At 51.6% G+C, this 23,794-nt stretch carries 17 protein-coding genes and 1 pseudogene; 9 read left to right on the forward strand and 9 right to left on the reverse strand.

The features are described from left to right. Positions 1 to 82 precede the first annotated feature (82 nt). On the reverse strand, positions 83 to 1,777 hold the full coding sequence (locus WC959_11300; GenBank protein MFA5689712.1) for an ATP-binding cassette domain-containing protein: 1,695 nt from the start codon (positions 1,775 to 1,777) through the stop codon (positions 83 to 85). Next, on the reverse strand, positions 1,774 to 2,805 hold the full coding sequence (locus tag WC959_11305) for a 3-deoxy-7-phosphoheptulonate synthase (GenBank protein ID MFA5689713.1): 1,032 nt from the start codon (positions 2,803 to 2,805) through the stop codon (positions 1,774 to 1,776). Before WC959_11305 ends, WC959_11300 begins: the two co-directional genes overlap by 4 nt. A gap of 109 nt (positions 2,806 to 2,914) precedes the next feature. Between WC959_11305 and trpE the strand changes: the two genes are divergently transcribed. The 8 genes from trpE (at position 2,915) to WC959_11345 (ending at position 15,617) form a co-directional block, all read left to right on the forward strand. After that, positions 2,915 to 4,456: an anthranilate synthase component I gene (trpE, locus tag WC959_11310; protein ID MFA5689714.1), complete on the forward strand. Its 1,542-nt coding sequence runs from the start codon at positions 2,915 to 2,917 to the stop codon at positions 4,454 to 4,456. Further along, positions 4,453 to 5,016, forward strand: a complete 564-nt coding sequence (locus tag WC959_11315) for an aminodeoxychorismate/anthranilate synthase component II (protein ID MFA5689715.1) — start codon at positions 4,453 to 4,455, stop codon at positions 5,014 to 5,016. The genes trpE and WC959_11315 overlap by 4 nt, the downstream gene beginning before the upstream one ends. A gap of 40 nt (positions 5,017 to 5,056) precedes the next feature. Next, positions 5,057 to 6,412, forward strand: coding sequence for an adenylosuccinate lyase (gene purB / locus WC959_11320; GenBank protein ID MFA5689716.1), 1,356 nt, complete (start codon positions 5,057 to 5,059; stop codon positions 6,410 to 6,412). Continuing rightward, positions 6,409 to 7,449, forward strand: a complete 1,041-nt coding sequence (gene rlmN / locus WC959_11325) for a 23S rRNA (adenine(2503)-C(2))-methyltransferase RlmN (GenBank protein ID MFA5689717.1) — start codon at positions 6,409 to 6,411, stop codon at positions 7,447 to 7,449. Before purB ends, rlmN begins: the two co-directional genes overlap by 4 nt. A gap of 426 nt (positions 7,450 to 7,875) precedes the next feature. Further along, complete coding sequence (locus WC959_11330) at positions 7,876 to 11,430, forward strand: DNA polymerase III subunit alpha (protein MFA5689718.1); 3,555 nt, start codon at positions 7,876 to 7,878, stop codon at positions 11,428 to 11,430. A gap of 317 nt (positions 11,431 to 11,747) precedes the next feature. Next, entirely contained in the window at positions 11,748 to 12,800 is a 1,053-nt protein-coding gene (locus WC959_11335; GenBank protein MFA5689719.1) for a uroporphyrinogen decarboxylase family protein, read from the forward strand. A gap of 84 nt (positions 12,801 to 12,884) precedes the next feature. Continuing rightward, positions 12,885 to 14,528 carry an ASKHA domain-containing protein gene (locus tag WC959_11340; protein ID MFA5689720.1) on the forward strand — a complete coding sequence of 548 codons (1,644 nt, stop codon included), beginning with the start codon at positions 12,885 to 12,887 and terminating at the stop codon, positions 14,526 to 14,528. 192 nt (positions 14,529 to 14,720) lie between these two features. Further along, on the forward strand, positions 14,721 to 15,617 hold the full coding sequence (locus WC959_11345) for a homocysteine S-methyltransferase family protein (protein MFA5689721.1): 897 nt from the start codon (positions 14,721 to 14,723) through the stop codon (positions 15,615 to 15,617). A 12-nt stretch (positions 15,618 to 15,629) separates the two neighbouring features. On the opposite strand, the gene WC959_11350 is transcribed toward WC959_11345, so the two are convergent. From WC959_11350 to WC959_11380, 7 genes and pseudogenes are all read right to left on the reverse strand, one after another. Next, positions 15,630 to 15,794 (reverse strand): hypothetical protein, encoded by a 165-nt coding sequence (locus WC959_11350; GenBank protein ID MFA5689722.1) that lies wholly within the window; start codon positions 15,792 to 15,794, stop codon positions 15,630 to 15,632. 16 nt (positions 15,795 to 15,810) lie between these two features. Next, positions 15,811 to 15,999, reverse strand: a complete 189-nt coding sequence (locus tag WC959_11355; protein MFA5689723.1) for a hypothetical protein — start codon at positions 15,997 to 15,999, stop codon at positions 15,811 to 15,813. Between the two features lie 30 nt (positions 16,000 to 16,029). After that, positions 16,030 to 16,809 carry a ribonuclease PH gene (gene rph, locus WC959_11360; protein ID MFA5689724.1) on the reverse strand — a complete coding sequence of 260 codons (780 nt, stop codon included), beginning with the start codon at positions 16,807 to 16,809 and terminating at the stop codon, positions 16,030 to 16,032. Between the two features lie 515 nt (positions 16,810 to 17,324). Continuing rightward, complete coding sequence (locus WC959_11365; protein ID MFA5689725.1) at positions 17,325 to 19,085, reverse strand: DUF4340 domain-containing protein; 1,761 nt, start codon at positions 19,083 to 19,085, stop codon at positions 17,325 to 17,327. Positions 19,086 to 19,142: 57 nt separating this feature from the next. Continuing rightward, complete coding sequence (locus WC959_11370) at positions 19,143 to 20,582, reverse strand: GldG family protein (GenBank protein ID MFA5689726.1); 1,440 nt, start codon at positions 20,580 to 20,582, stop codon at positions 19,143 to 19,145. Between the two features lie 147 nt (positions 20,583 to 20,729). Continuing rightward, positions 20,730 to 21,464 (reverse strand): annotated as a pseudogene (locus WC959_11375) (ABC transporter permease). A 102-nt stretch (positions 21,465 to 21,566) separates the two neighbouring features. After that, the gene (locus WC959_11380; GenBank protein MFA5689727.1) at positions 21,567 to 22,511 is read right to left on the reverse strand and encodes an ABC transporter ATP-binding protein; all 945 of its coding nucleotides are present in this window, start codon (positions 22,509 to 22,511) and stop codon (positions 21,567 to 21,569) included. A gap of 113 nt (positions 22,512 to 22,624) precedes the next feature. Here WC959_11380 and mvaD point away from each other — a divergent pair, with 113 nt between their 5' ends. Beyond that, positions 22,625 to 23,620 (forward strand): diphosphomevalonate decarboxylase, encoded by a 996-nt coding sequence (gene mvaD / locus WC959_11385; protein MFA5689728.1) that lies wholly within the window; start codon positions 22,625 to 22,627, stop codon positions 23,618 to 23,620. Positions 23,621 to 23,794: the final 174 nt, after the last annotated feature.

Raw genomic sequence — 23,794 nt, forward strand, 5'->3', positions numbered from 1 at the left:
CAATATTAAATGAAAAATCATCTTTGCCATTTACACCGGCGCTGCCGGGAATCGAGAGAGATATAAGAAAACAGCCGGTGATCTATTGTACGGATCTTCCATCTTTTAAAATCAACTGTTTCGTCACACACGCCGGAATTTCCTCACGGCGGTGAGAAACGTAAATCATGGTGGTATTTAACTTCCGGCAGACGGCATCAAGCAGAGCGATGAAGCGTCGGGTTTGCGCGGCGTCGAGTCCCTGGCACGGTTCATCTAATATGAGCAGCGCCGGCGATTTTACGAGCGCGCGCGCCAGCAGCAGAGAACGCTGTTCGCCGAGTGATGTCTGAATGAACAGCCGGTTGCGCAGAGGCTCGAGTTCGAAAATGGAAAGCCAGGTTTGCGCGATGTAAAGCTGATGATCATCCGCCGGCGAAGAAAATCCGATTTCATCCCGGAAGCCGGAGGTAATCACATCGATACAGGTGAGCGAGTCGTGCGCTTTATGCGCCGCGCCATCGAGTCCCGGGACGGTATTGAAAATTCCGCTGCCGCGCAAAAAATAAAGGTGCAGTTCCGGCGCAACAAAGCCGATTCGTTTTTTGATCTCCCAGATACTTTCGCCGCTGCCGCGCCGGCGGTCGAAAAGAACGAGTTCGTTGGCATAGCCTTGCGGATTGTCGGCAGTGATTAAACTGAGCAGCGTCGTTTTTCCGGCGCCGTTGTGTCCGGTGAGCGCCCACTGTTCACCGGCGCGTACCGTCCAGTTAATGTTTCGCAAAATCTGTTTTCCATTGAGCTGTACCGAGACGTTTTTCATTCCAACTATGGTTTTGAAATTTTCCGGTACCGGCGGAAGCAGTTCGAAAAGCTGTTCATCCGGTTGGGCAGGTGGCGCAGGCATTCCTGCCTGCGCAGGGCAGACAGGAATGTCTGCCCCACAACTTTCCCTGCGCAAATGCGGCGCAGGCACTCCTGCCTGCGCATTAAATTTTTCCGGTGAAACAAGCTGCACAATTTTTCCGGCGTTGAGTTCGAGTACAGCATCGGCGTCCGCCGGAATGGATTCGATGTCGCAAATGATAACGATTGTGACGCCGGAGTTTTTAAGTCCGGCGAGTTGTGTTTGAAGGTTTGTGCGCGACTGAACGTCGAGTCCGACAAACGGCTGGTCGAGAATAAGCAGATCAGGCTGCTGTAGCAGTGCGGCGGCAAGCTGAGTCCGTTTGCGTTCGCCGTTGCTGAGCTGCAGCAGCTTGCGATCAGCAATGTTTTCAATATTCATCTGGTGCAGTGCGTTGGAAATATCGCGGGGCAGACTTTCCAGTCTACCCTCAAAACGTGGATGAGGCATCCCTGTCTCATTTTTTATTTCCGGAGCAATGAACCTGGAAGGCTCATCTATAGTTCCATTTCCGGTGTTTGCGCAGACAGGAATGTCTGCGCCAGCTGTGCCGCGAATTTGTTTCTGCAGGAATTCTTTTACGGTCGGGCAGTTTTCCATACCCTGATTTTCATAACGCTGGCCGTAATAGGTGCTGCGCTGTCCGGCGAGTGAAAAGAAGTGATCCTGCTGTTCGATCATCAGCCGTTTTGTTCCGGGAGAAACCGTTACGCTGCCGGAATCGGGTGCAAGCTGTCCGACGAGAAGCCGGCCGAGCGTTGTTTTGCCGCTGCCGGAACTGCCGATAATCACCAGCAGCTCTCCGGCGGACAGCGTAAAGGAGAGATCAGAAAAAACAGTATTGCGTCCGAAGCGAACGGAAATATTTTCTGCTGTAAGCCGCGGATTCATGATTCCGTTTCAAGCAGCGTTCGGGTGGACGTCCAGTCCATGCAGGGATCGGTGACTGAAACTCCGTACCGGCAGGCGGCTTCAACCGGCTGGTTTCCTGCGCCGATAAAGCTTTCAATCATGGCGCCGATGATCGGACAGTCCGGCAACTTCCGCTGGGCGAGAATACTTTTCCAGACATCCGCCTGCCGTTCCGGAGTTTTATTAGAATTGGCGTGCGAACAGTCGACCATAATCGTTTCCGGAAAACCGCCGGCGCGAAGCTTCGCGGCGGTTGCTGCGATTTCTTCCGGACTGTAATTTGATTTTCCGCCGCCGCCGCGCAATACGAGATGCACATCCGGGTTGCCGGAGGTTTTGATCAGGCTGACGCTTCCGTTTTGATCGATGCCGAGAAAACTGTGCGGTGTCCGGCAGGTTTCCTGCGCATCAATGGCGCTCTGGATGCTTCCGGATGTTGCATTTTTCAGCCCGACCGGCATGGAAAGTCCGCTCACGATTTCGCGATGTGTTTGCGATTCCACCGTGCGCGCGCCGATCGCCGCCCAGCTGACCAGATCGCCGATATACTGCGGAATGACCGGGTCTAGAAATTCCGTTGCCACCGGCAGCCCGATATCGGTGATGGCGCACATCAGCTGCCGTGCGGCGCGCAGGCCGTAATTCATATCATAGGAACGATCGCGGTGCGGGTCGTTAATAAAACCTTTCCAGCCGATGGTGGTGCGCGGTTTTTCAAAATAGACGCGCATGACGATGAACAACCGGTCGCTGACGGATGGGGCGAGCTTCGCCAGCCGGCAGGCGTAATCCAGCGCAGCATCCGGATCATGAATGGAGCAGGGCCCGGCAATCGTCAACAGACGCGGATCGCGGCGATACATAATATCCCGAATTGTTTTCCGGCTGCGCAGGACGACGCTGCGCTGTTTATCGGTCAGCGGCAGATCGGTTTTGATTTCCTGCGGCGCGGCGATCTTTTCCAGGCTCACTACATGCAGGTTTTCGAGTGTCGACGGATCATTCATAAATCGGGAAGTATAGCGATATTTCCCTGTGTGTATAAAAAAAAAAGAGAGAAACTTGTGCAGGGCGCCGGTTCAGAGTAGAAGTACCGTATATGTTGAGGTGACATCTATGAGTATTCAGCCGACGAGAGAGAGATTTTTGGCGCAGGCGGAACAGGCGAATCTGATTCCGGTGTGGAAGGAAATTCTGGCGGATCAGGAAACGCCGGTTGCGGTGTATGAGCGCGTACGAAAATTTCTGCGCGCGAAAGATCATGCGTCGCACACCTGGATGCTTGAGAGTGTTGAAGGCGGCGAGCGGATCGGCCGGTATTCGTTTATCGGCGGGAACCCGCGCACAATTTTCCGCGCCTGGGGCCGGCGCACCGAAATCTATGAAAACGGTAAAACCGTTACGGTTTCCGGTCGCGACCCCCTGGATGTATTGAAGGAGCACATGACACGGTTTACGCCGGTGAACGATCCGGCGCTGCCGCCGTTTACCGGCGGTGCAGTCGGCTTCTTCGGTTACGATATGATTTCTGTTTTCGAACCGTGTGTGCCGGTGGTGACGGGTGATGTGATCGGCAACCCGGATATGGTGCTGATGGTTACGAATGCACTGATTATTTTTGACCGCGTGAATCAAACAATAAAAATTGTTGCGAACGCATTTATTGACGGTGATGCAGATGCCGCTTACGGCGAGGCAATTACGCAGATTAATGAACTGTGCGAAGCGCTGCTGCTGCCGGTTCAGCGAGTCCTGATTGATGCTCATACTTCAATTGAACCGGTGGTGCCGGATTCGAATACGGCGCCGGAGGAGTTTCGCGGGATGGTTGAAAAGACAAAAGAATATATCCGCGCCGGCGATATAATTCAGGCGGTGCTGTCACAGCGGTTCGAAGTCGAAAATTATTCGGATTCGCTGGATATTTACCGCGCTCTGCGCGCCATCAATCCGTCACCGTATATGTTCTGTCTGGATCTGGGGGAGAGTGCACTCGTCGGTTCATCGCCGGAAATCCATGTGCGCTGCACCGGACGGCAGGTTGAAGTTCGCCCGATCGCCGGAACGCGACCGCGCGGTGCCGATGACGCGGAAGATCATGCCCTTGAAAGAGAGCTGCTCGCCGATCCGAAGGAAATTGCGGAGCACGTCATGCTGGTTGATCTGGGACGGAATGATATCGGGCGTGTTTGCGAGTTTAACAGTGTGCACGTGCCGGAGCAGTTTGTCATTGAGCGCTACAGTCATGTGATGCATATCGTTTCCAGTGTCACCGGAACGCTCGCGCCGGGACATGATATTTATGATTTAATGCGCGCGGTGTTTCCCGCCGGCACAGTAAGCGGTGCGCCGAAAATCCGTGCGATGGAAATTATTGCTGAACTGGAAAAAACCAGACGCGGGCCGTATGCCGGCGCCGTCGGTTATTTCAGTTTCGCCGGTAATCTTGATTCGTGCATCACCATCCGCACCGTTGTGCTGGATAAAAATAAAGCGTATGTGCAGGCCGGTGCCGGCATTGTGGCTGACTCCGACCCGGAACTCGAATATCAGGAGACGCGCAATAAAGCCCGCGCGCTGATGAAAGCGCTCGCGCTGGCAAAGCATTATACGGCGGCACAAAAAGATTCCCGGGAAGATGCCGGGGTGCAAACATGATTCTCGTTATTGATAACTACGATTCGTTTATCTACAACATCGTACAGTATCTCGGCGAGCTGGGCGCAGGGATGAAGATTTTCCGCAACGATAAAATTACGGTGGCAGAAGCGGCTGCACTGAAGCCGGAAAAAATGCTGATCAGTCCCGGTCCGTGTTCACCGAAAGAGGCCGGTGTTTCATGCGCGCTGATCCGTCAGTTCGGACCGAAAATCCCGGTATTCGGTGTCTGCCTTGGACATCAATCTATCGGCGAAGTGTTTGGCGGCAATGTGGTCCGGGCAGAACGGCTGATGCATGGGAAAATTTCGCCGGTGTTTCATTCCGGCGAAAGTGTTTTCCGAGGACTGCCGAGCCCGTTCAATGCAACGCGGTATCATTCACTGATCCTTGACCGCACGACACTGCCGGACTGTCTGAAAATTACGGCGGAAACAGCTGAAGGTGAAATTATGGGACTGATGCACACAGACTATCCGGTTCACGGAGTACAGTTTCACCCGGAATCCATCCTGACAGAAGGCGGTAAACAGCTTTTAAGAAACTTTCTGGAAATGTGATGTCTAAACAGTATAGTGACTGTCTTTTAAGGAGCAGATTATGTCAATTACCGCATTGAGTCCGCTGGATGGACGTTACGGATTGAAAGTGGCGGAGCTGCAGGACGCGTTTTCGGAGTACGCGCTGATTCGCTGCCGCGTGCAGGTTGAAATTCTCTGGCTGAAGGCGCTGTGTGCCGAGCCGGGAATTCCGGAAGCCCGCAAACTTTCCGTTGATGAAATTGTGCTGCTGGACTCGATTTTGCAGAATTTTACGCCGGCGGAAGCGGAACGTGTTAAAAAAATTGAGGAAACAACCAATCACGATGTCAAAGCGATTGAATATTATCTGAAAGAAAAAATCGCCGGGACTGCGCTGGAGGAGCTGAATGAATTTATTCATTTTGCCTGCACCTCCGAAGACATCAATAATCTATCGCACGCGCTGATGCTGAAACAGGGTCGCGGGATACTGATTGCGGATCAGCAGAAACTGATTGACGATTTATATGCTAAAGCCAAACAGTGGAAAACGGTTCCGCTGCTTGCGCGGACACACGGACAAACTGCATCGCCGTCAACCGTCGGCAAAGAATTTGCAGTATTTGTCGACCGTTTTCGCAAAGCGCTTGCTGCATTTTCCGGCGTTGCAATTCTCGGTAAACTGAACGGTGCGGTTGGAAATTATAACGCGCACCTCAGCGCCTATCCGGATGTCGACTGGCCGGAGCTTGCGCGCAAGCTGATCGAAGATGAACTCGGATTAAAACAGAATCCGTTTACTATTCAGATCGAACCGCATGATTATATGGCGGAAATGTTTGATGCGCTGGCACGTTTTAATACGGTGCTTGTCGATCTGAACCGCGATATCTGGACCTATATTTCATTCGCCTGTTTTAAACAGAAAACCGTGACAGGAGAGATCGGTTCATCAACGATGCCGCACAAAGTAAATCCGATCGATTTTGAGAATTCAGAAGGCAATCTTGGACTTGCAAACGCACTGCTGCGCCACATGGCGGAAAAACTGCCGGTGTCCCGTTTGCAACGCGATTTAACCGACTCCACTGTGCTGCGCAATATGGGCGTAGCGTTCGGCTATACGCTGCTGGCATACCGCTCAACACTTAAAGGGCTTGGCAAGCTTGAGTTGAATGAAGAGCGGCTGGCCGGCGATTTAGCAAACGCGTGGGAAGTGCTGGCGGAACCGGTTCAAACCGTCATGCGTAAGGCCGGCATTGAAAAACCATATGAAAAATTAAAGGAATTGACGCGCGGACGGGTTATTGACGAACAGGCAATTCTGAAATTCATCGAAGCGCTTGATCTGCCGGAAGCGGATAAAAAACGGCTGCTGGAACTCTCGCCGGCGACGTATATCGGGCGCGCGGTGCAAATTGTTGACGAGCTGTGAAGCCTGCCGTCTACGGAGTGCCTTTTGCTGAGCTCAAAGCGTTCTGCGCAGAGCAGGGGCAGCCTGCATTCCGTGCCAAACAGGTTTTTGACTGGCTGTATAAGCAGCATGTTTCATCGTTCGATGAAATGAAAAATCTGCCGGCGGCGTTCCGCAACCAGCTGGAGAAGAGTTTTTCAATTTGTCCGGCGATGCTGATTGAAATAACAGGCACTGCCGGTCAAACGCAAAAACTGCTTTTCAAACTCACCGATAACGAGCTCATTGAAACTGTTATTATTCCGGCTCCACGCACCGGACGAAACACCGTTTGTGTTTCGAGTCAGGTCGGCTGTGCATTCCGCTGCGCATTTTGTGCCAGCGGGCAGAAGGGTATTATCCGGAATTTAACTGCCGGAGAAATCATCGGACAGGTTACCGTAATCGCCGGCATGCTCGGCAAACGTCCGGATAATATTGTGTTTATGGGCATCGGCGAACCGTTTGACAATTATGATGAGGTTTTGTGCGCGATCCGGATTTTAAACAGTGCCGAAGGATTCGAAATCGGCGCCCGCCGGATTACAATCAGCACCTGCGGCCTTATCCCTGGAATCCGGCGGTTAGGTGAAGAGGGGCTGCAGGTTGAGCTTTCTGTTTCATTGCATGCACCCGATAATGAACTCCGCTCACAGCTCATGCCGGTGAATAAACGCTGGCCGTTTGCAGAACTTTTGGCAGCCTGTGAAGAATACACTGCAAAGACAAAACGTATCATCACCTTTGAATATACGCTGATCAACCATGTGAATGATTCGCCGGCACAGGCACATCAACTCGCCCAGCGGTTAAAAACGTTCCCCTGTCGCGTAAACCTGATTCCGCTCAGTCCTGTTGCAGAATTCTCCGGCGAACGTTCTGATCCGGAAACAATGCAGGAGTTTTGCCGTTGTCTTAAAAAATCCGGTATCAATACAACACTGCGCGATTCCAAAGGTGTATCGCTGAAAGCCGCCTGCGGACAATTACGCTCTCAAAAAACTGCGGATGGATTGTAAAAGCGGGAGTCTGTTTAGAATTTTTGTTTCATGCCGCTGCTGCCTGATTGCACCGTTCTGCGGCGGTTTCAAAATTCAATAATTTACTCGGGTTGGCGTTGAGCCATGTTCCGATCTCCTGGGGCATTTTTTACCGATTTGTCCCGGCTTATCCTCTTTCGGAAATAAATCGCCGGACTCAGTGGTCCGCGGAATGAAGTCTGTTGCAGGCAGGTGGTTGCCCGTCATCTGCAACACATTTTCCCTCTGGCTAGATTTTACAAAATTTCTGCCGGATTTTTTATAAATTCTTTTATGAGAATATTTTTCTTTACGAAGTAAATTTTTACATTGTTTTTAATTGATCACGAATAGATTATATAATCTGTGCTGCAAAGTTTCACATCCGGATTTTAGTTTTTGAGGTTTCGACTGTATATATAGAGTATGACAACAAAAGAAATTCCATTCTGCCATCTTCATTTTCATACGGAATACAGTCTGCTGGATAGCACCTGCAAGGTCGGCGAGGCCGTGCGGGCGGCAAAAGAGCTCGGTCAGCAGTATCTGGCGATCACGGATCACGGCGCCTTGTACGGCGCGGTCGATTTTTATAAAGCGGCATACAAAGCGGGAATTAAGCCGATTATCGGCTGCGAAGTATATGTCGCGCGTAACGGCATGGACGAAAAAACGTCGCAGGCTGATAATATGCATCTGGTGCTGCTGGCGGAAGATAACGAAGGGTACAAAAATTTAATGCGGCTGGTGTCGGTCGGCCACCTGGAAGGTTTTTATTATAAGCCGCGTATTGATAAAACGCTGTTGCGCCGATACAGCAAAGGGTTGATCGGGCTGTCAGCGTGTTTAAAGGGGGAAATTACAGAGGCATGCGCGGCAGGCGCAGTGGATAAGGCAGTGGTGCTGGCACAGGAGTATGCGGAGATCTTCGGGCCGAATAATTTTTTCCTCGAAATTCAGGATCACGGGCTTTCTGAACAGAAAACGGCGAATAAAGCTATTTTTGAAGTAGCCGGCATTACTGGTCTGCCGCTGGTGGCGACGAATGATGTGCATTATATCCGCCAGCAGGATCACGAAGCGCACGATGTGCTGATCTGTCTGCAACAGAGCAATGTACTGTCCGAAGAAAACCGGATGAAGTACGAAGGCACACAGTTTTATATGAAAAGCGGCGCCGAAATGCTGCGTTTGTTTTCCGACCATCCGGAAGCGCTGACGAATACGGTTGAAATTGCGCGGCGGTGCAATGTTGAGTTTGAGTTCGATCTGCCGGCGGAGCGGCTGCACTTTCCGGTATTTCCGCTGCCGGACGGTTACACAAAAGAGGAATATCTGGCGGAGCTTGGAAGGTGCGGGCTCGAAAAACTTTATAAACTGAAAAATTTTGATGCGCCGGAAACTGAATTTGAAGAACGAGTAAAAAAACAGTTTGAGTATGAAGTAGCGATTATCCGGCGCACCAATTATGTGAACTATTTTCTCGTAGTGCAGGATTTTATCCGCTGGGCAAAAGATAACGGTATTCCGGTGGGACCGGGGCGCGGTTCCGGCGCCGGTTCAATTCTGTCTTATGCGCTGGGCATCACTGCGATCGACCCGCTGAAATATAATTTGATTTTCGAGCGCTTTTTGAATCCAGACCGCGTTTCACCGCCGGATTTCGATATTGATTTCTGCCCGACCCGCCGCGCAGATGTGATCGGTTATGTGCGCGAAAAATACGGCGAAGAGTGCGTTGCGCAAATCATCACTTTCGGAACGCTCGGAGCGAAAACGCTGATTCGCGATATCGGGCGTGTTTTAAATATTCCGCTGCCGGACTGTGACCGGATTGCTAAGCTGATTCCGGAATCGCCGGGTATGACACTGGATAAAGCGCTGCAGGAGAGCCCTGATTTTAAACGAGTATGCGTGACCGATCCGCATGCGCGTGAAATTATGAAATATGCCCCGCGGCTGGAAGGTCTGCCGCGCCACCCCGGTATGCATGCCGCCGGCGTGGTAATCGGCGAAAAGCCGTTGATTGAAATTATTCCGCTGACGAAAGAGCGCAAAGAGGGCATTACGGTGGTTCAGTTTGAAAAAGGGCCGACTGAAGAGATCGGCCTGCTCAAGATGGACTTCCTCGGTTTAAAAAACCTGACAATTATTCAGGAAACGATCGAGCAGATCGAAAGAAGTCATGGTGTAAAACTGGATCCGATGGAGCTGCCGCTCGATGATAAAAAAACGTTCGAACTGCTTTGCAAAGGAAATACCTCCGGTGTGTTTCAGCTGGAAAGTCCCGGTATGCGCGATACGCTCCGGCAGGTTGCACCGGACTGCATGGAGGATATTATCGCCATTTTGGCTCTTTACCGTCCCGGACCGATGCAGTTTATCCCGCTCTATACACGCCGCAAACACGGACACGAAAAGGTGGAATATGACCACCCGATTCTCGAACCGATTCTGAAAGAGACCAACGGTATCATCGTCTATCAGGAGCAGATTCAGCAGGCGGCGCGTGATCTCGCCGGCTTTTCACTTGGAGAAGGGGATATTCTGCGGCGCGCAATGGGCAAGAAAGATGCGGATGAAATGGCGCAGCAGCGCGGCAAGTTCGTAGCAGGCTGTGCAACAACGAATAAAATTCCGGCCAGGCAGGCGGAGCGGATTTTCAACAACATTGAAAAATTTGCGCAGTACGGTTTTAATAAATCACATTCCACCGCTTATGCATTTGTTTCCTATCAAACCGCCTACTTAAAAGCACACTATTCCGCCGAATTTATGGCGGCGCTGCTGTCATCAGAAATGGGCAATCCGGATAAACTTACGGCTGTGCTTGCCGATGCGCGTGAGATGGGGCTGCAGGTCAATCCGCCGAGTGTGAACGAAAGCACTGCACGCTTCCGTCCGGTGAACGGAAAAATCTTATTCGGACTGGCCGGCGTGAAAAATGTCGGTGCCGGTGCAGTGGACACACTTGTTCAGGAACGTGAGGATAATGGCCCGTATCAGGGGCTGTTTGACTTTTGCCGGCGCGTCGATTCACGCGAAGTAAACCGTAAGACTCTGGAAAGTCTGATCAAATGCGGCGCATTCGATTTTACCGGCATCCACCGCGCGCGGCTTTTTGAAGGAATTGATACAGCCGTTGCACGTTCTGCTGAAGCTGCGCGCGACCGCGCCAGCGGACAAACCTCTATGTTCGATCTGATGAACACCGGCAAATTAAAATCCGCCGGCGATGCAGAGCTTCCTGAAGTCACCCCGTGGCATAACGGCGAGCTGCTGGCGGTGGAAAAGGAGCTTATCGGGTTCTATATCTCCGGCCATCCGCTCGCACAGTATGAATGGATGCTCAATACATTTGCTTTGCACCGTATTGCACAACTGCCGGAAGTTGCGGCTGAAGCCTCCGGAGAACCGGCGAAGTCAATGGTGCGCGTCGGCGGATTGATTGATAGTTTCCGGAAACTGTTCACAAAAAAAGATTCGCGCCCGTATGCCCGCATCGTTATCGAAGGATTCGGCGGTGCTGTAAATGCGGTTATCTGGCCTGATGACTTCCGGCGCTTTGAACCGCTGTTAAAAGACGGCAGCGCAATTATGGCCGGCGGTAAAATCGTCCGCGATTTCCGGGACGAACTTGAGCTGCAGATTTCTGAGCTTGTCCCGCTCGCTGAAGCACATACAGTTTATGCCGAAAAATTATCCCTGCATCTGCCCGAGGCCGCACTCACCTCGACAAATATGAATACCATTAAGGCAGTGATAAAAAAATCGCCGGGACCGACACCGTTGCATATTTGTATCCTGCTCGACTCCGGCGAAAAAATCTTCACCAAAGCCGATCGTTATTCACAGGTCGCCGCCACGCCGGAGCTTATACAGCAGCTCACCGCGCTGCTCGGCGAAAATTCTGTTTACATCGGCGTGCGTCAGCAGCCGTTTCTGCCCGAACCTGCCCGAAGAAATTTTAAACGCCGGTGATTTTTTTCACGATTGTTTTTGAAATAACCAAGGGCGGCGTCCGGTTTTCTTTGTCCATCGCAGTGCAGACCGCACCGGCGAGAGTTTCGATACATTATCAATACGGAGAATTACGACCGAGTACGATTCGCAATATATCAGCAAATGTTGTTTCTAAAAAACGGCAATATTAAAACATTAACCGTTCTGTTTTACTCAATAAAAGATGAAAGTTTTATAAATTCAGCAATATTATACTATTTTGGCTTCCAAACGGACTATTTTATTCCGGTGCTTTCTTTATACTGTTCGGCATCATTAAGTTGGGGGAATGCAGTATGGATAGAAAATTTTATCTGGATCTTGCCGCAAAAAATCAGCGTTTGCCGATTGCGGTACATTTAACACTGCATGAATATCCGAATGTGACAGAGATTGAACTGAACGGTGAACTGCTGGCCGACGCGGTTATTAAATCTGCCCGGCGCCATAACAGCCCGCTGGCGGTGCCGCTGATGGACCTTACGCTCGAAAAGGAGATGCTGCTGAAACTGTACGGCGTTCCAGACGCTGATATTGAAAAATATCATTTCAGCCAAACGGTCGCGCCGGAGTTCATCGAAAAAATTTCGTCGGCACCGTTGACGCCGCGCATGAAGGCGACCTGTGAAGCGATCAGTTATGTTGCGGCGCGCGAAAAAGAGCTCGGTATGGTCACTGTGGGAATGGGCATCGGCCCGTTTTCGCTGGTAACGCAACTGATTGCCGATCCGATTTCAGCGGTGTTTCTCGCCGGCATGGGTATGACCGGTGCTGACGAAGACGATGTTGCCCTGCTGGAGCAGATGTCGGACGTTGCAACGCGCGTTGTGATCCGTTATCTCACTGCACAGGCGGAAGCCGGCGCAAAAGCGTTGTTTATTTGTGAGCCGGCAGCAAATCTGGTTTATTTTTCGCCGAATCAGCTGGAGGCGGGCTCGGATATATTTGAGCGCTTTGTACTGGAACCGAATCTGAAAGTAAAAGCGGTACTGGACAAACTCGGTGTCGACCTGATTTTCCACAACTGCGGTGAGCTGACAGATGATATGGTAAAATCGTTCAACCGCCTTGATCCGGTGATTCTCAGTCTGGGCTCATCGCGTGTGCTGTGGAACGACGCCGGGCTTGTTTCCAAAAATACAGTGATGTACGGCAATCTGCCGTCGAAAAAATTCTATTCCGACGAAGCGATCAGTGCGGACGAAGTGAAACGGCTGACGCTGGAACTTGAAGAAAAAATGAAAGCCACCGGGCATCCGTTTATTCTCGGGACCGAATGCGATGTGCTGAGCGTTCCCTGTCGTGAAAAAGTGATTAACAGTAAAATCAACGCCATGATGAATGCGTAAAAAACCAACCACTGATCTTCACTGATTGACACTAAAAAATATTAGTGAAAATCAGTGAAGATCAGTGGTTAACTGTTTTGCAACATGAGTCTGTTTTTTAAATCCGGAGCACGCAGCGGCGCGGTTGAAAACCGCGCCGGAGTGTTGCTTTATGAATTGGCGGCGGAAGCCGGATTCCCGATTAATATGCCGTGCGGCGGCAGCGGCACCTGCCGGCGCTGCATGGTGCTGCTGGGTGCTGGAGCATATCGTATCGCCGGTAAGAAGGTTACAGTGGCTGCCGGCGAAACGCTGGAAGCACGCGCGTGTAAAACGGAAATGCTGTACGATGATGCCGTAATTCACATTCCGGCGACTTCGCTGTTTAATGCCGGAATGTATGTCGATTCCGGCTTTAACTGTGCGGTGGATTTTATTCCGGAAGAAAATAAAACCGGCTTTGGCGTGGCGGTAGATATCGGTACAACCACGGTTGCGGTGCTGCTGGTTGAATTATCCACCGGGAACATTCTGGCGAAACAATCTCAATATAATCAGCAGATTGAGCTTGGCGATAATGTTGCCACGCGCATTGCATTGTGTGCCGATGAAACCAATATTAAAAAACTGCAACAGCTGGTTATTAACGAAACTGTGGCACCGCTCATCGATGCACTCATTGAGCAGAGTAAAATTAATCCCGCCGGCATCGCTGAAATTGTTTTTTCCGGCAATACGGTGATGAGTCACTTGGCTCTCGGACTTTCAGCGCTGAGTATCGGTGTTATTCCGTTTGAACCGCTCACGAAAATATTCCGCGACTGTACCGCGCCGGAAATCGGTCTAATCTGTGTTCCGAACGCTGTTGTGAAAACAGTGCCGGCAATTTCAGGTTATGTCGGCGGTGATATCGTCTCTGATTTATTTGTCGCCGGACTTTCAAAACAAAAACTCGAACTGCTGGTGGATATTGGTACGAACGGTGAGCTCGTGCTGAATGATCATGGAAAACTGTACGCTACCGCCACCGCCGCCGGTCCGGCGTTTGAAGGCGCCGGATTGTTGCATGGCGGCCGTGCTGATACCGGGATGATTGAGAAGATTATTTGCACCGCCGGCGATGTGATTGAGTATAAAACTATTGACGATGCTGCTCCGCGCGGACTGTGCGGCAGTGCGGTGGTCGACTTCATTGCCACTGCTTTTAAAACCGGACTGCTGAATCCGATGGGGCGGTTTGATCGCGATCGTCTGCGCGCCGCCGGGAAATATGTTGATCTCGATTGCCACGGCATCAATGTGATTGCATGTGTCATTGCATCGCCGGAAAGTTCGGCGACCGGCGAAGCCGTTCTCATTACCGAGTATGACGTTTCCCAAATTCTGAAAGCCAAGGCGGCAATCTATGCCGGCATTCGTACACTGCTGGGCGAATGCGGTTATGCACCCGAAAATATTGATCGTCTTATCCTCGCCGGCGGATTTGCCGCACATTTGGATTTAGGCAATGCGATTACGCTTGGAATGCTGCCGGAAATTCCGCTTGAACAATATGACGTCATCGGCAACGGCTCGCTCGCCGGTGCATATGCCGCGCTCGGTGCACCGGGAATCTGGAGCACATTCAAAGAAATCTCCTGCGGGCCTAAAGCATTTCATCTCGCCGAAACTGATGAATTCGACAACCGTTTTGTCGACGCGCTTGCAATTCCAAATCTTGACCCCGCTGAATTTTCATTCACGTTGTAATTCTGAACGGTAGGGCGTGCAGTCCCTTGCGCGCCGATAAATCGAATTATTCAAATTTAATTTTCATTCATACGTGCGGCGCGCAAGGGACTGCATGCCTACCGTTAAATCCGCAGTTGCAAAGATCTGTGTTTATCTGTGCAACCTGCGGATTACTTTTTCGTATCTTTTCATGATTAAAATCCGGCGGGAATGCGCTACTATAAGGGAATGGAAAAAATTACCGAGCTGGTGAAAGAGGGGCGGATACTCGTTTCCGACGGCGCATGGGGAACATTTTTACAAAAAAAAGGCTTAAAGCCCGGCGAATGCCCGGAACTGTGGAATATTGACCGCCCGGATGATGTGCGCGATATCGCCTCAGCTTATGTCGCCGCCGGCGCCGATCTCGTTGAAACAAATACATTTGGTGCCAACCGTTTTAAGCTTGCACATTATGGACTTGCTGACCGCGCCGCCGAAATCAACGAAGCCGGTGCACGCCTTTCGCGTGAAGCCGCCGGTGAAAATGCCGGCGTCATTGCATCTATCGGACCGACCGGGGAAATCCTCCTCATGGAAGAAGTCACGGAAGAAGAAATTTACGATGCATTTAAAGAACAGGCCGCCGCACTTGAAAAAGGCGGGGCGACTGCCATTTGCATTGAAACCATGAGCGCGCTCGACGAAGCCGAACTCGCCATTCGTGCCGTTAAAGAAAATACAAACTGCGAAGTCATTTGCACCTTCACGTTTGAACAAATTGCTGACGGCGGTTACCGCACCATGATGGGCGTATCGCCGGAACAGTTCGCCATCGAAATGTCCGCCGCCGGCGCCGACATCATCGGTACCAACTGCGGCAACGGCATCGAGCGTATGATCGAGGTTGTCCGTGAACTGCGCACGGCTGTGCCGGAAATTCCGATTCTGGTGCATGCCAACGCCGGACTGCCGAAACACGAGAACGGAGTCACCGTATTTCCTGAAACGCCGGAACAGATGGCTGCGCAGATTCCGGCGCTCATCGCCGCCGGTGCAAATATTATCGGCGGTTGCTGCGGCACCACGCCTGATCATATCCGCGCTATTCGTGCAATGATAAAGTAGCAATAGTGTTTTTTATTGAAGTTTATAAGAACTGGAACCCGGGTCTGCGAGCCGCCGGCAGGTGAGTATGATCAGCTTCCGGGATACGGCGATGAGTGCCGCCGTTTTCTTTTTCCCGTCCTGAACCAGCTGTTCATAAAATTCCTTCCGGACGAGGTTGCTCTGCCGGGCACTCATCCCGTCTTTAGGCAGCTTATTTGCTGATCTGTACCTGTCCAAGAGCCGGATGATCAATTGCGATCGCCAGAACGGCATTGTCAATACGCTCATCCTCCCGATCGGGACTGCGTTCATACCGCGTTGCTCTGCATAGCGCATTCGTTTCCGCATACAGCAGGCTGTTGAGCATTTCCTTCACCGGCCAGATAGATGCGTACTTCACGATTGTCAATTTCGATATATCACGTTTGCTCTAAGTTTTTTGTATTGCAAACAATTCAGTAATCCCCTGTTCCGCCAGTTGCATCATCTGCTGCATCTGCTCCTTGGTAAAAGGCTGTTCTTCGGCGGTACCCTGTATTTCAACAAAACGTCCGGACGATGTCATTACAACATTCATGTCCACTTCAGCCGATGAATCTTCGAAATAACAAAGGTCAAGCAGGGGAACGCCCTTGCAGATTCCAACACTGACGGCCGCGATAGCTTCGTTGATTGGATCGCATTTTAAAACTTTTTCTTCGAGCAGTCGGTCAACCGCCATACGCAGCGCTATATACGCTCCGGTAATTGATGCGGCGCGCGTTCCGCCGTCGGCCTGAATGACATCGCAATCAATAAACAGTTGTCGCCGGCCAAGTTTTTTCAGATCGATTACGGCACGCAGCGCACGACCGATCAACCGTTGAATTTCCATAGTGCGCCCGCCGAGTTTTCCGACAGCGGCTTCGCGTTTCGACCGGTCCGGTGTTGCGCTTGGCAGCATAGAGTATTCGCAGGTCACCCAGCCGCCCTCCGCATTTTGCGCGCGCATCCAGCCCGGCAGGTTTTCATCCAGACTCACCGCACAAATTACCTTTGTATTCCCCACTTCAATTAATACGGACGCTTTGGCATTAATTGTAAAATCGCGGGTAACTTTTACCGGACGCAGTTGATCCGGTTTCCGTCCGTCATAGCGCAGTTCTGACACGTTAATAAACTCCCCCAGGTCGATCCCTGTATTAATTTGATGATACGGTTTCTTCGTCATAAACATGCATTATCCTTAAGTCTAAAATTGAATGCAATATAGAATCACCGGTATACGTTAGATGACAGAACCGACAGGTTCGCCGGAGTTTTATCAGCCATAAAATTGCATAAAACACACAAAAAACAGATTCAGAAGGTTATTAAAAAGATTAACGGTATGAAAAAATCCAGTCGATCCTGTTAATTCTTCCGTGAGAAGAGAAGTAGAAAGCCGTTCGTTCCGGCGAACACCGGTTCTTCGCCGCCTTCCGTTTTGTCATATTTCTATCCATTGAGTTGAACGCACTACGGGTATAATTCATCAGTTTGAAATGCGCTTTCACCGGATTGACAGATTTTAAGCAGTTCCATCTCTTTCCCCGCGCTTATCTAGAAGCTGTCCGGTATCACTTAAAACACAAATCCAGAGTTTGTTATCTCCAGATACATCCCGACCGTTATCTTCCTGCCCAACCGGTCAAAAATTCTCCGGTACTGTGTACTTTTGCGTTTTTATCCCTTTCTGCCTCTCTATCACTCCACGGGTTTGGTCAGGCGGGCAGTGAGGATTTCAACGGATTCGGACAGAAGAATGAAAACGGTGTTTTGTCCCTGCAGCATGGCGTAGTATCCGCCCTCTGTTGCATCGCCGATGAGAAGGATGTGACCGATTGCATGGGTATCACCGAGAGTGACGGTAATGTGAACCGCCGGATTTTCAAGTCCATACATTGTAAGCGATTCGGGATTGAAGGCAACGTAGCGTTCGACCTGCAGATTGTTCAGTTCCCACATCAGACTGGTGAGTGCTGCGGGAACCACCTGCTCACCGGCGGCATCGGCAACAAATCCGCCGGATTCATTTTTGTGTACACCGATGGAATCCGCACTGATACGCACGGAGATTGTTTCGATTGCCGCCGGACTGATGTTCAGCACAACGCGTTTACGGTAGGAGAGCGGATCCGCAAGTGATTCTGGAATGATGCCGGCCGCAACGGCGTAGATCGCCGGTTCGTTGTTATATTGTGCCAGCCGCAGGTCATTGGTGCCGGGCGCACTGACGCGCAGCGTGCCGGTTTTTTCCCCGTCTGAAAATTCAATGATCCATGGTGCGTTCTGTACGCGCAGGGTTTGGTCGGCAGACGGTGCATCGATAAATTCCTGTATGGGTGCAGCGGCGAGCCTCTGGAGGATCGGGATCACTTTTTCCGGGTCGGCATCCCAGTGCGCCGGACGCACAATCTGCCATGCACCGTTGGTTTCCATCAGTTCAACCAGCCGTTCACCGCGTGTGACTTTGAGTGCAGTGATTCGTTCCGCCGGCAGGTCGGTCAGCAGCGGGCTGCGCAGCGTTCCGGCAGCGGTTTCAATTTCGTTGACCCATTCGGATGAAACGGTGAAGACAGAGTCGGAATCAACATATTTGGCATAGCGCTCTTCCGGCGCATTGTCTACAGCATCGCCGATGCGCAGTGTTTGAATCCGCTGATCCTGTGTGAACATGCTCAGTTCCATCACCGGCGCTGTTAAACCGAACGGCACAAGATCTGTTTTCTCGTCGACGATAAAATTACGGATGCGTGCGCCGAGAATTTTTTCGGTGAAGGCGTGCACCGGCGGCAGATCGGCACGGCCGGTGTACGGCTGTTGAATCTGCCATGTGCCGGTATCGAGACGGCGCAGTTGAAACAGTCCGGCGGTGCGGCGTATATCAATCCCGCGCACGGCGGTGGATTCGCCGGAAAACAGAATGCGGTAACGAATCCACGCCGGATTTTCCGGTACGAGATGCAGGAGCGTCTGCGGTGCAAAAATGATGACGTCGCTGTCGATGGATTTCACATACAGCATATTATCCAGCGGCGAGTCACGCCCGATCAGCCACGTGGCACCGGTATTCTGTTCCGTGCGATAGGTGATTTTCGCACGCGGTTCATCGAAGCCGTAATCGGCAGCGGAAAGGTTGCGTTCTTTGAGCGATGCCGGACTGAGCAGTTCACCGCGCTCCACGCGTGCCATGCCGCTGATCATCCGGCTGATGATCAGCTGATCCACCGCCGCATGTACCGGCGCAGTCATACGCCATTCGCCGTTTATTTTCCTGCATTCGATGGTCACGCCGCCGCGCTCGAAAATGAGCTGATTGATGCTGTCCGGATAAACGGCGAATACAGTACGCAGCCGCGACGCGCGTTCATACGATGTTTCTGTGTCGTGCTCAAAAACAAGAATAAACGCGCCGAGCAGCACCGCGGTGACGAAGAGCAGCAGAGTTGTAAAGCGTGATTTCATGATGTCAGTTCAGGGTTCAGTGTTCGGAGTTCAGGGTTTTCACGATTCAGAGTTAAATTATTTTTTCCGGCGCGACCAGATGAAGAGTCCGAAAATTGCAGCGAGTGCCGGAATGATTCCGGCGACAGCCCAGAAGAGAAACTGCAGTTTAGAATAGGTGAGCTGCAGCAGGGTATTATCCACCTGCTTCGGCGCAATCGCCATCAGCTCTTCGCGGTCAAGCAGCCAGTTGAGTGCGCTCATGAAAAAGCTGATATTGCTGCCGGTGAGTCCGCTGTTGGAAACGAAACCGGTGTCGCCGAAAACAACGATACGCGTCGGGCGGATTTGAATATCGAGCAGTCCCGCCGGCGCACCTTTTTCAACAGCGGCGGCGATGGAGACCGGACCGTGCCGGTCGGCGGAGTTTGCATCAAACCGCGGCGGGAACTGCTGAGCATTTGTTTCAGACCAGCTGGTGCGCGATGAAAGCGCGAGCGCCGTAACCTGTGGGCGGTCGACGGAGTTGGTGCCGAATTGCGAGTAGTCCGGCTCAACGGAGCGGGGGAATAAAAACGTGGCGGCCAGCGCATCGAGTTTTTCGGTGATAGCGTGTGCGCCGTATTCACCGGCAGGTACGAAGCCGTCAATTCCGGCGTTTGCATCAATGATCATATCGTTGCGGAGCAATACGCCCCATGCGCGCAGCAGCGGTTCGAGGCCGGACGTTTGATGTGCCTGCGAGAGCACCATCAGCCGTCCGCCGGCAAGCAGCCAGTGGTGAATCAGTTCAATTTCAGCGCGCGCCAGCGTTTTGGTTGCACCGGCAATGACAAGTGCCGCACATTCTGCCGGAATCCGTTTTGCGTGATTCAGCAGCAGCGGTCTGATGTGCACATTATCGTTTTCAATCCACTGTGCGATGCCGGAATAACCGGTGCGGTGATCAAAATCGGCAATGCTTCGTTCGCCGTGTCCGGTGAGAAAATAGACGACCGGCACCGTTTCCTGCAATACGTTCAGAATCGCCGAAGAAAAAGCCTGTTCACCTTTAAATGAAACAATACGCGCGACGTTGTTGCGGTTGCCTTTGGCTGCGATTTCATTGGCGCGGACATATTTGCTGCGGCCGGCACAATCGAAAATGACCACGTTGGCCTGACTGATTTCATATTTTTCACCCAGCCGTTCCATCTGTGACAGATCCTTGTGCGGATTAATCCACTGCACATCCAGCATCTTGCTGTGCGCCTGATATTCGCGAATCAGACTGTTTACATCGTCATAAAGTTCGTGTCCCGGCTCAAACAAAACGGTGATGTGCACCGGACGGCTCAGGCTGTCGAGCAGACTGACGGTTTTATCTGAAAGCGTATACAGCCGGCCGAAGCTGATGTCCTTGCGCGTATAATGCCGGAACGAAAGATAATTGAGCATCAGCACAATTCCGGCAGCGAACAGCAGTGCAAGAAATGAATCAAGCCCTGTCCAGAAACGGTATCTTTTGCGGATTTTCATAATACTCAGTCGAAGGTCTTAAAGTCAAAGGTCGAAGGTCTCAAAGTCGAAAGTCGGGAAGTCAAATTTCCGGCGCCGGAAATGTGTTCCCGATCTGCGGCTTTTAGACTTTTAACTTTCAGACGTTTCATGTTTTTCAGGTCTTATTCATCTTCGGATTTCAACTGCTTTCACGGTGGCAAACAGGAAAAATACTGTAGTGCTCAAATAAAAAATAATCGAACGTGAATCAAAAATTCCGCGTGCAGCTTCCATCAGATGCAGTGCTGAAGAGATGTAGGCGCAGATTTCGCGCACGGCCATACTTTTGGAAATGGTCGGTTCAATCAGCGCGCCGAAAAAGAGAATGCCCATGATGGCAAACGTTCCAATGGCGGCGATAATCTGATTCGAGGTGAGCGCTGAAAACAGCAGGCCGAGCGCAGTGAACGCGGCGGAGATGAGCCCGATCGTAAGATAGCTCGTCAGCAGCGGGCCGCCGTCGAGCAGAATTGCAGCAGCCGGATCGAGCAGGCGGACGATGACCGGATAGAGCAGTGTCGGCGCGCACATCAGAAGAAAAAATCCCCACACGCCGAAGAATTTTGCGAGTACTACCGTGGAATTATGCACCGGAGCGGTAAACAGCGTTTCGAACGTGCCGCTTTTGCGTTCCTCGGCAAACGAGCGCATGGTAAGAATCGGAATGACAATCAGCATGCAGAACCAGATGACAATCACCAGTCCCTGAATGGAACGGATCATTTCCAGATTTTCTTTAACCAGCCAGTAAAAGCCGCAGCCGGTAATCAGCAGAAAAAACGTCAGCATTACATAAGCGATCGGCGATAAAAACATCGCTGCCAGTTCGCGTTTCCAAAGTGCTGGGAAAGTTTTCATAAATTCAGTCTTAAGGTTTTAAAGTCGAAGGTCTCAAAGTCAAAATTCCGGCGTCGGAAATGTGTTCCCGACCTGCGGCTTTTAGACTTTTGACGTTCAGACGTTTCATTGTTCCGGAAGTTCTTCACTGTTGACGAGCGATACAAAAATATCTTCAAGCGAGCGGCTTTCAAGATGCAATTCGCGCAGTTTCCAGCCGTTCTTCACAGCGCATTCAAAAATTTGTGTACGGATTTCCGGAGACACGGCATTGATACAGCAGCTGTGCCAGCCGTCAGTGAGCGGTGTCACAGTGACTTCTTCGACAATATTCATTGCCTTAATTGCTGCGATGATATTTTCTGTTGCGCCGGAAATTTCGGCCACGATCCGCGTTTCGCCTTCAAGCCGGCGCTGGAGCTGCTGCGGTGAATCCGATGCAACAAGCTTGCCTTTATTGATGATCAGAATCCGCGGGCAGGTCATTTCAACTTCCGGCAGAATGTGTGTGGAAAGCAGCAGGGTGTGGCGTTCGGCGAGGCGGCGGATGAGTTCGCGCACTTCGCGGATCTGTCCGGGGTCGAGACCGGCAGTCGGTTCATCGAGAATTAAAAGGTCGGGGTCGTGAATCAGGCTGTCAGCCAGGCCGACGCGCTGCCGGTAGCCTTTGGAAAGCTGACCGATAATCCGCTTGTTCATGTGAGTCAGTCCGCACAGTTCCATCACCGTATCCCGGCGTTCACGGATTTTATTGCGCGGCACACCTTTGATTCTGGCGCGATAAGTCAAATATTCGTGCACGCGCAGTTCTGTGTAGAGCGGGCAGCTTTCCGGCATGTAACCGATTTTCCGGCGCGTTTCCACCGGATTGTCGAATACATTGCAGCCGGCGATTTCCACCGTGCCGGATGTCGGATAGAGAAAACCCGTCAGCATGCGCATGGTGGTTGTTTTTCCGGCGCCGTTCGGTCCGAGAAAACCGACGATCTCACCGCGCTGAATTTCAAACGAAATATCATTTACGGCGCGGTGCCCCGGAAAATGTTTTACCAGATTCTTTACCTTGATCATAATGCCGAACATCCAGATTAAATCGAAACAGGCATTATGTCTGCAAACCCCGCTCAGTCAAGGGGGAAGAAATCAGGGTGCGCTCTATTTTTGTCTTGCTAAAATCAGGAAGAGTGATTGTTTTACACAGCATGACACGCCAGCAATTTGTAGAACATCTGTTACAGCGCGCCAAAGGAAATTCCGGCACAACCGGCAGGGCGTTTGCACCGGCGAATATTGCCTTGTGTAAATACTGGGGCAAGCGTAACGCGGAATTGAATCTGCCGGTCAATTCAAGCCTGTCAATTTCACTCGGCAAACTCGGCACACAAACAACAATCAAGTTTGCAAAAAACCGCGATCGGATTTTTTTGAACAGGAAGCCGGCGCCGGCGGATTTTGCGCAGCGGATTTCAACGTTTCTTGATCTGTTTCGCGCCGGGAGTTTTTTTGAGGTACGGACAATAAACACTATTCCGACAGCGGCGGGACTCGCTTCATCGGCATCCGGATTTGCGGCGCTGGTCAAAGCGCTTGATCAGTTGCTGGGGTGGGGTTTCGGTGAACGCGAACTTTCAATGCTGGCGCGGATCGGCAGCGGCAGTGCGTCGCGTTCGATATACAATGGTTTTGCAATATGGCATGCCGGGATTCGCGCCGACGGTATGGACAGTTATGCCGAAACATTTTCCGGTGAATGGCCGGAACTGTGCATTGGAATTCTGGAAATTTCCGGCGCGAAAAAGAAAACCGGCTCAACTGCCGGCATGAACCGCACGGTGGCAACGTCGGCGCTTTACAAATCATGGCCGGCACAGGCCGCGTGTGATTACGATGAACTGTGCGCGGCAATTGCGGCACAGGATTTTGCGCTGTTTGGTAAAACGGCAGAAAATAATGCGCTTGCCATACATGCAACGATGATTGCGGCGCGGCCTCCGCTGTGCTACTGGAAACCGCAGTCGTTAAGTGCCATGCAAAAAATCTGGCGTGCGCGCGAACAAGAGCTGGAGCTTTATTTCACGATGGATGCCGGCCCGAATCTGAAACTGCTGTTTCTTAAAAAAGATTCCGGCGCGGTACGCAAACTGTTTCCGGCAGTGAATATGGTTGCGCCGTTTGAGTAAGGCAGTCCGTCTCTTGAACGCCGGAAAATTAAAACGGCCGGCAAGGGACTGACTGCCCTGCCAATTTATGCGGTCGAAGACAGAACACCACGGCTTTAGCCGTGGATGAATGAGCCTCCTGAATGCCGCGAACGCAAAGTTTCGCGGCGTTCAGGTCAGCTCCGGGAGGAGCTG

This window comes from Kiritimatiellales bacterium, assembly GCA_041656295.1.
In the GTDB taxonomy this organism is placed as follows: Bacteria; Verrucomicrobiota; Kiritimatiellia; order Kiritimatiellales; family Tichowtungiaceae; genus Tichowtungia.

What these genes read in the sequence shown, in the direction of transcription:
- WC959_11335 (MFA5689719.1), top strand. Translation starts at nt 11,748, where the DNA reads ATGGATAGAAAATTTTATCTGGATCTTGCCGCAAAAAATCAGCGTTTG.
- WC959_11300 (MFA5689712.1), bottom strand. Translation starts at nt 1,777, where the DNA reads ATGAATCCGCGGCTTACAGCAGAAAATATTTCCGTTCGCTTCGGACGC.
- rph (MFA5689724.1), bottom strand. Translation starts at nt 16,809, where the DNA reads ATGACGAAGAAACCGTATCATCAAATTAATACAGGGATCGACCTGGGG.
- WC959_11350 (MFA5689722.1), bottom strand. Translation starts at nt 15,794, where the DNA reads ATGAGTGCCCGGCAGAGCAACCTCGTCCGGAAGGAATTTTATGAACAG.
- WC959_11370 (MFA5689726.1), bottom strand. Translation starts at nt 20,582, where the DNA reads ATGAAAATCCGCAAAAGATACCGTTTCTGGACAGGGCTTGATTCATTT.
- purB (MFA5689716.1), top strand. Translation starts at nt 5,057, where the DNA reads ATGTCAATTACCGCATTGAGTCCGCTGGATGGACGTTACGGATTGAAA.
- WC959_11340 (MFA5689720.1), top strand. Translation starts at nt 12,885, where the DNA reads ATGAGTCTGTTTTTTAAATCCGGAGCACGCAGCGGCGCGGTTGAAAAC.
- WC959_11345 (MFA5689721.1), top strand. Translation starts at nt 14,721, where the DNA reads ATGCGCTACTATAAGGGAATGGAAAAAATTACCGAGCTGGTGAAAGAG.
- WC959_11305 (MFA5689713.1), bottom strand. Translation starts at nt 2,805, where the DNA reads ATGAATGATCCGTCGACACTCGAAAACCTGCATGTAGTGAGCCTGGAA.
- WC959_11365 (MFA5689725.1), bottom strand. Translation starts at nt 19,085, where the DNA reads ATGAAATCACGCTTTACAACTCTGCTGCTCTTCGTCACCGCGGTGCTG.
- trpE (MFA5689714.1), top strand. Translation starts at nt 2,915, where the DNA reads ATGAGTATTCAGCCGACGAGAGAGAGATTTTTGGCGCAGGCGGAACAG.
- WC959_11330 (MFA5689718.1), top strand. Translation starts at nt 7,876, where the DNA reads ATGACAACAAAAGAAATTCCATTCTGCCATCTTCATTTTCATACGGAA.
- WC959_11380 (MFA5689727.1), bottom strand. Translation starts at nt 22,511, where the DNA reads ATGATCAAGGTAAAGAATCTGGTAAAACATTTTCCGGGGCACCGCGCC.
- WC959_11315 (MFA5689715.1), top strand. Translation starts at nt 4,453, where the DNA reads ATGATTCTCGTTATTGATAACTACGATTCGTTTATCTACAACATCGTA.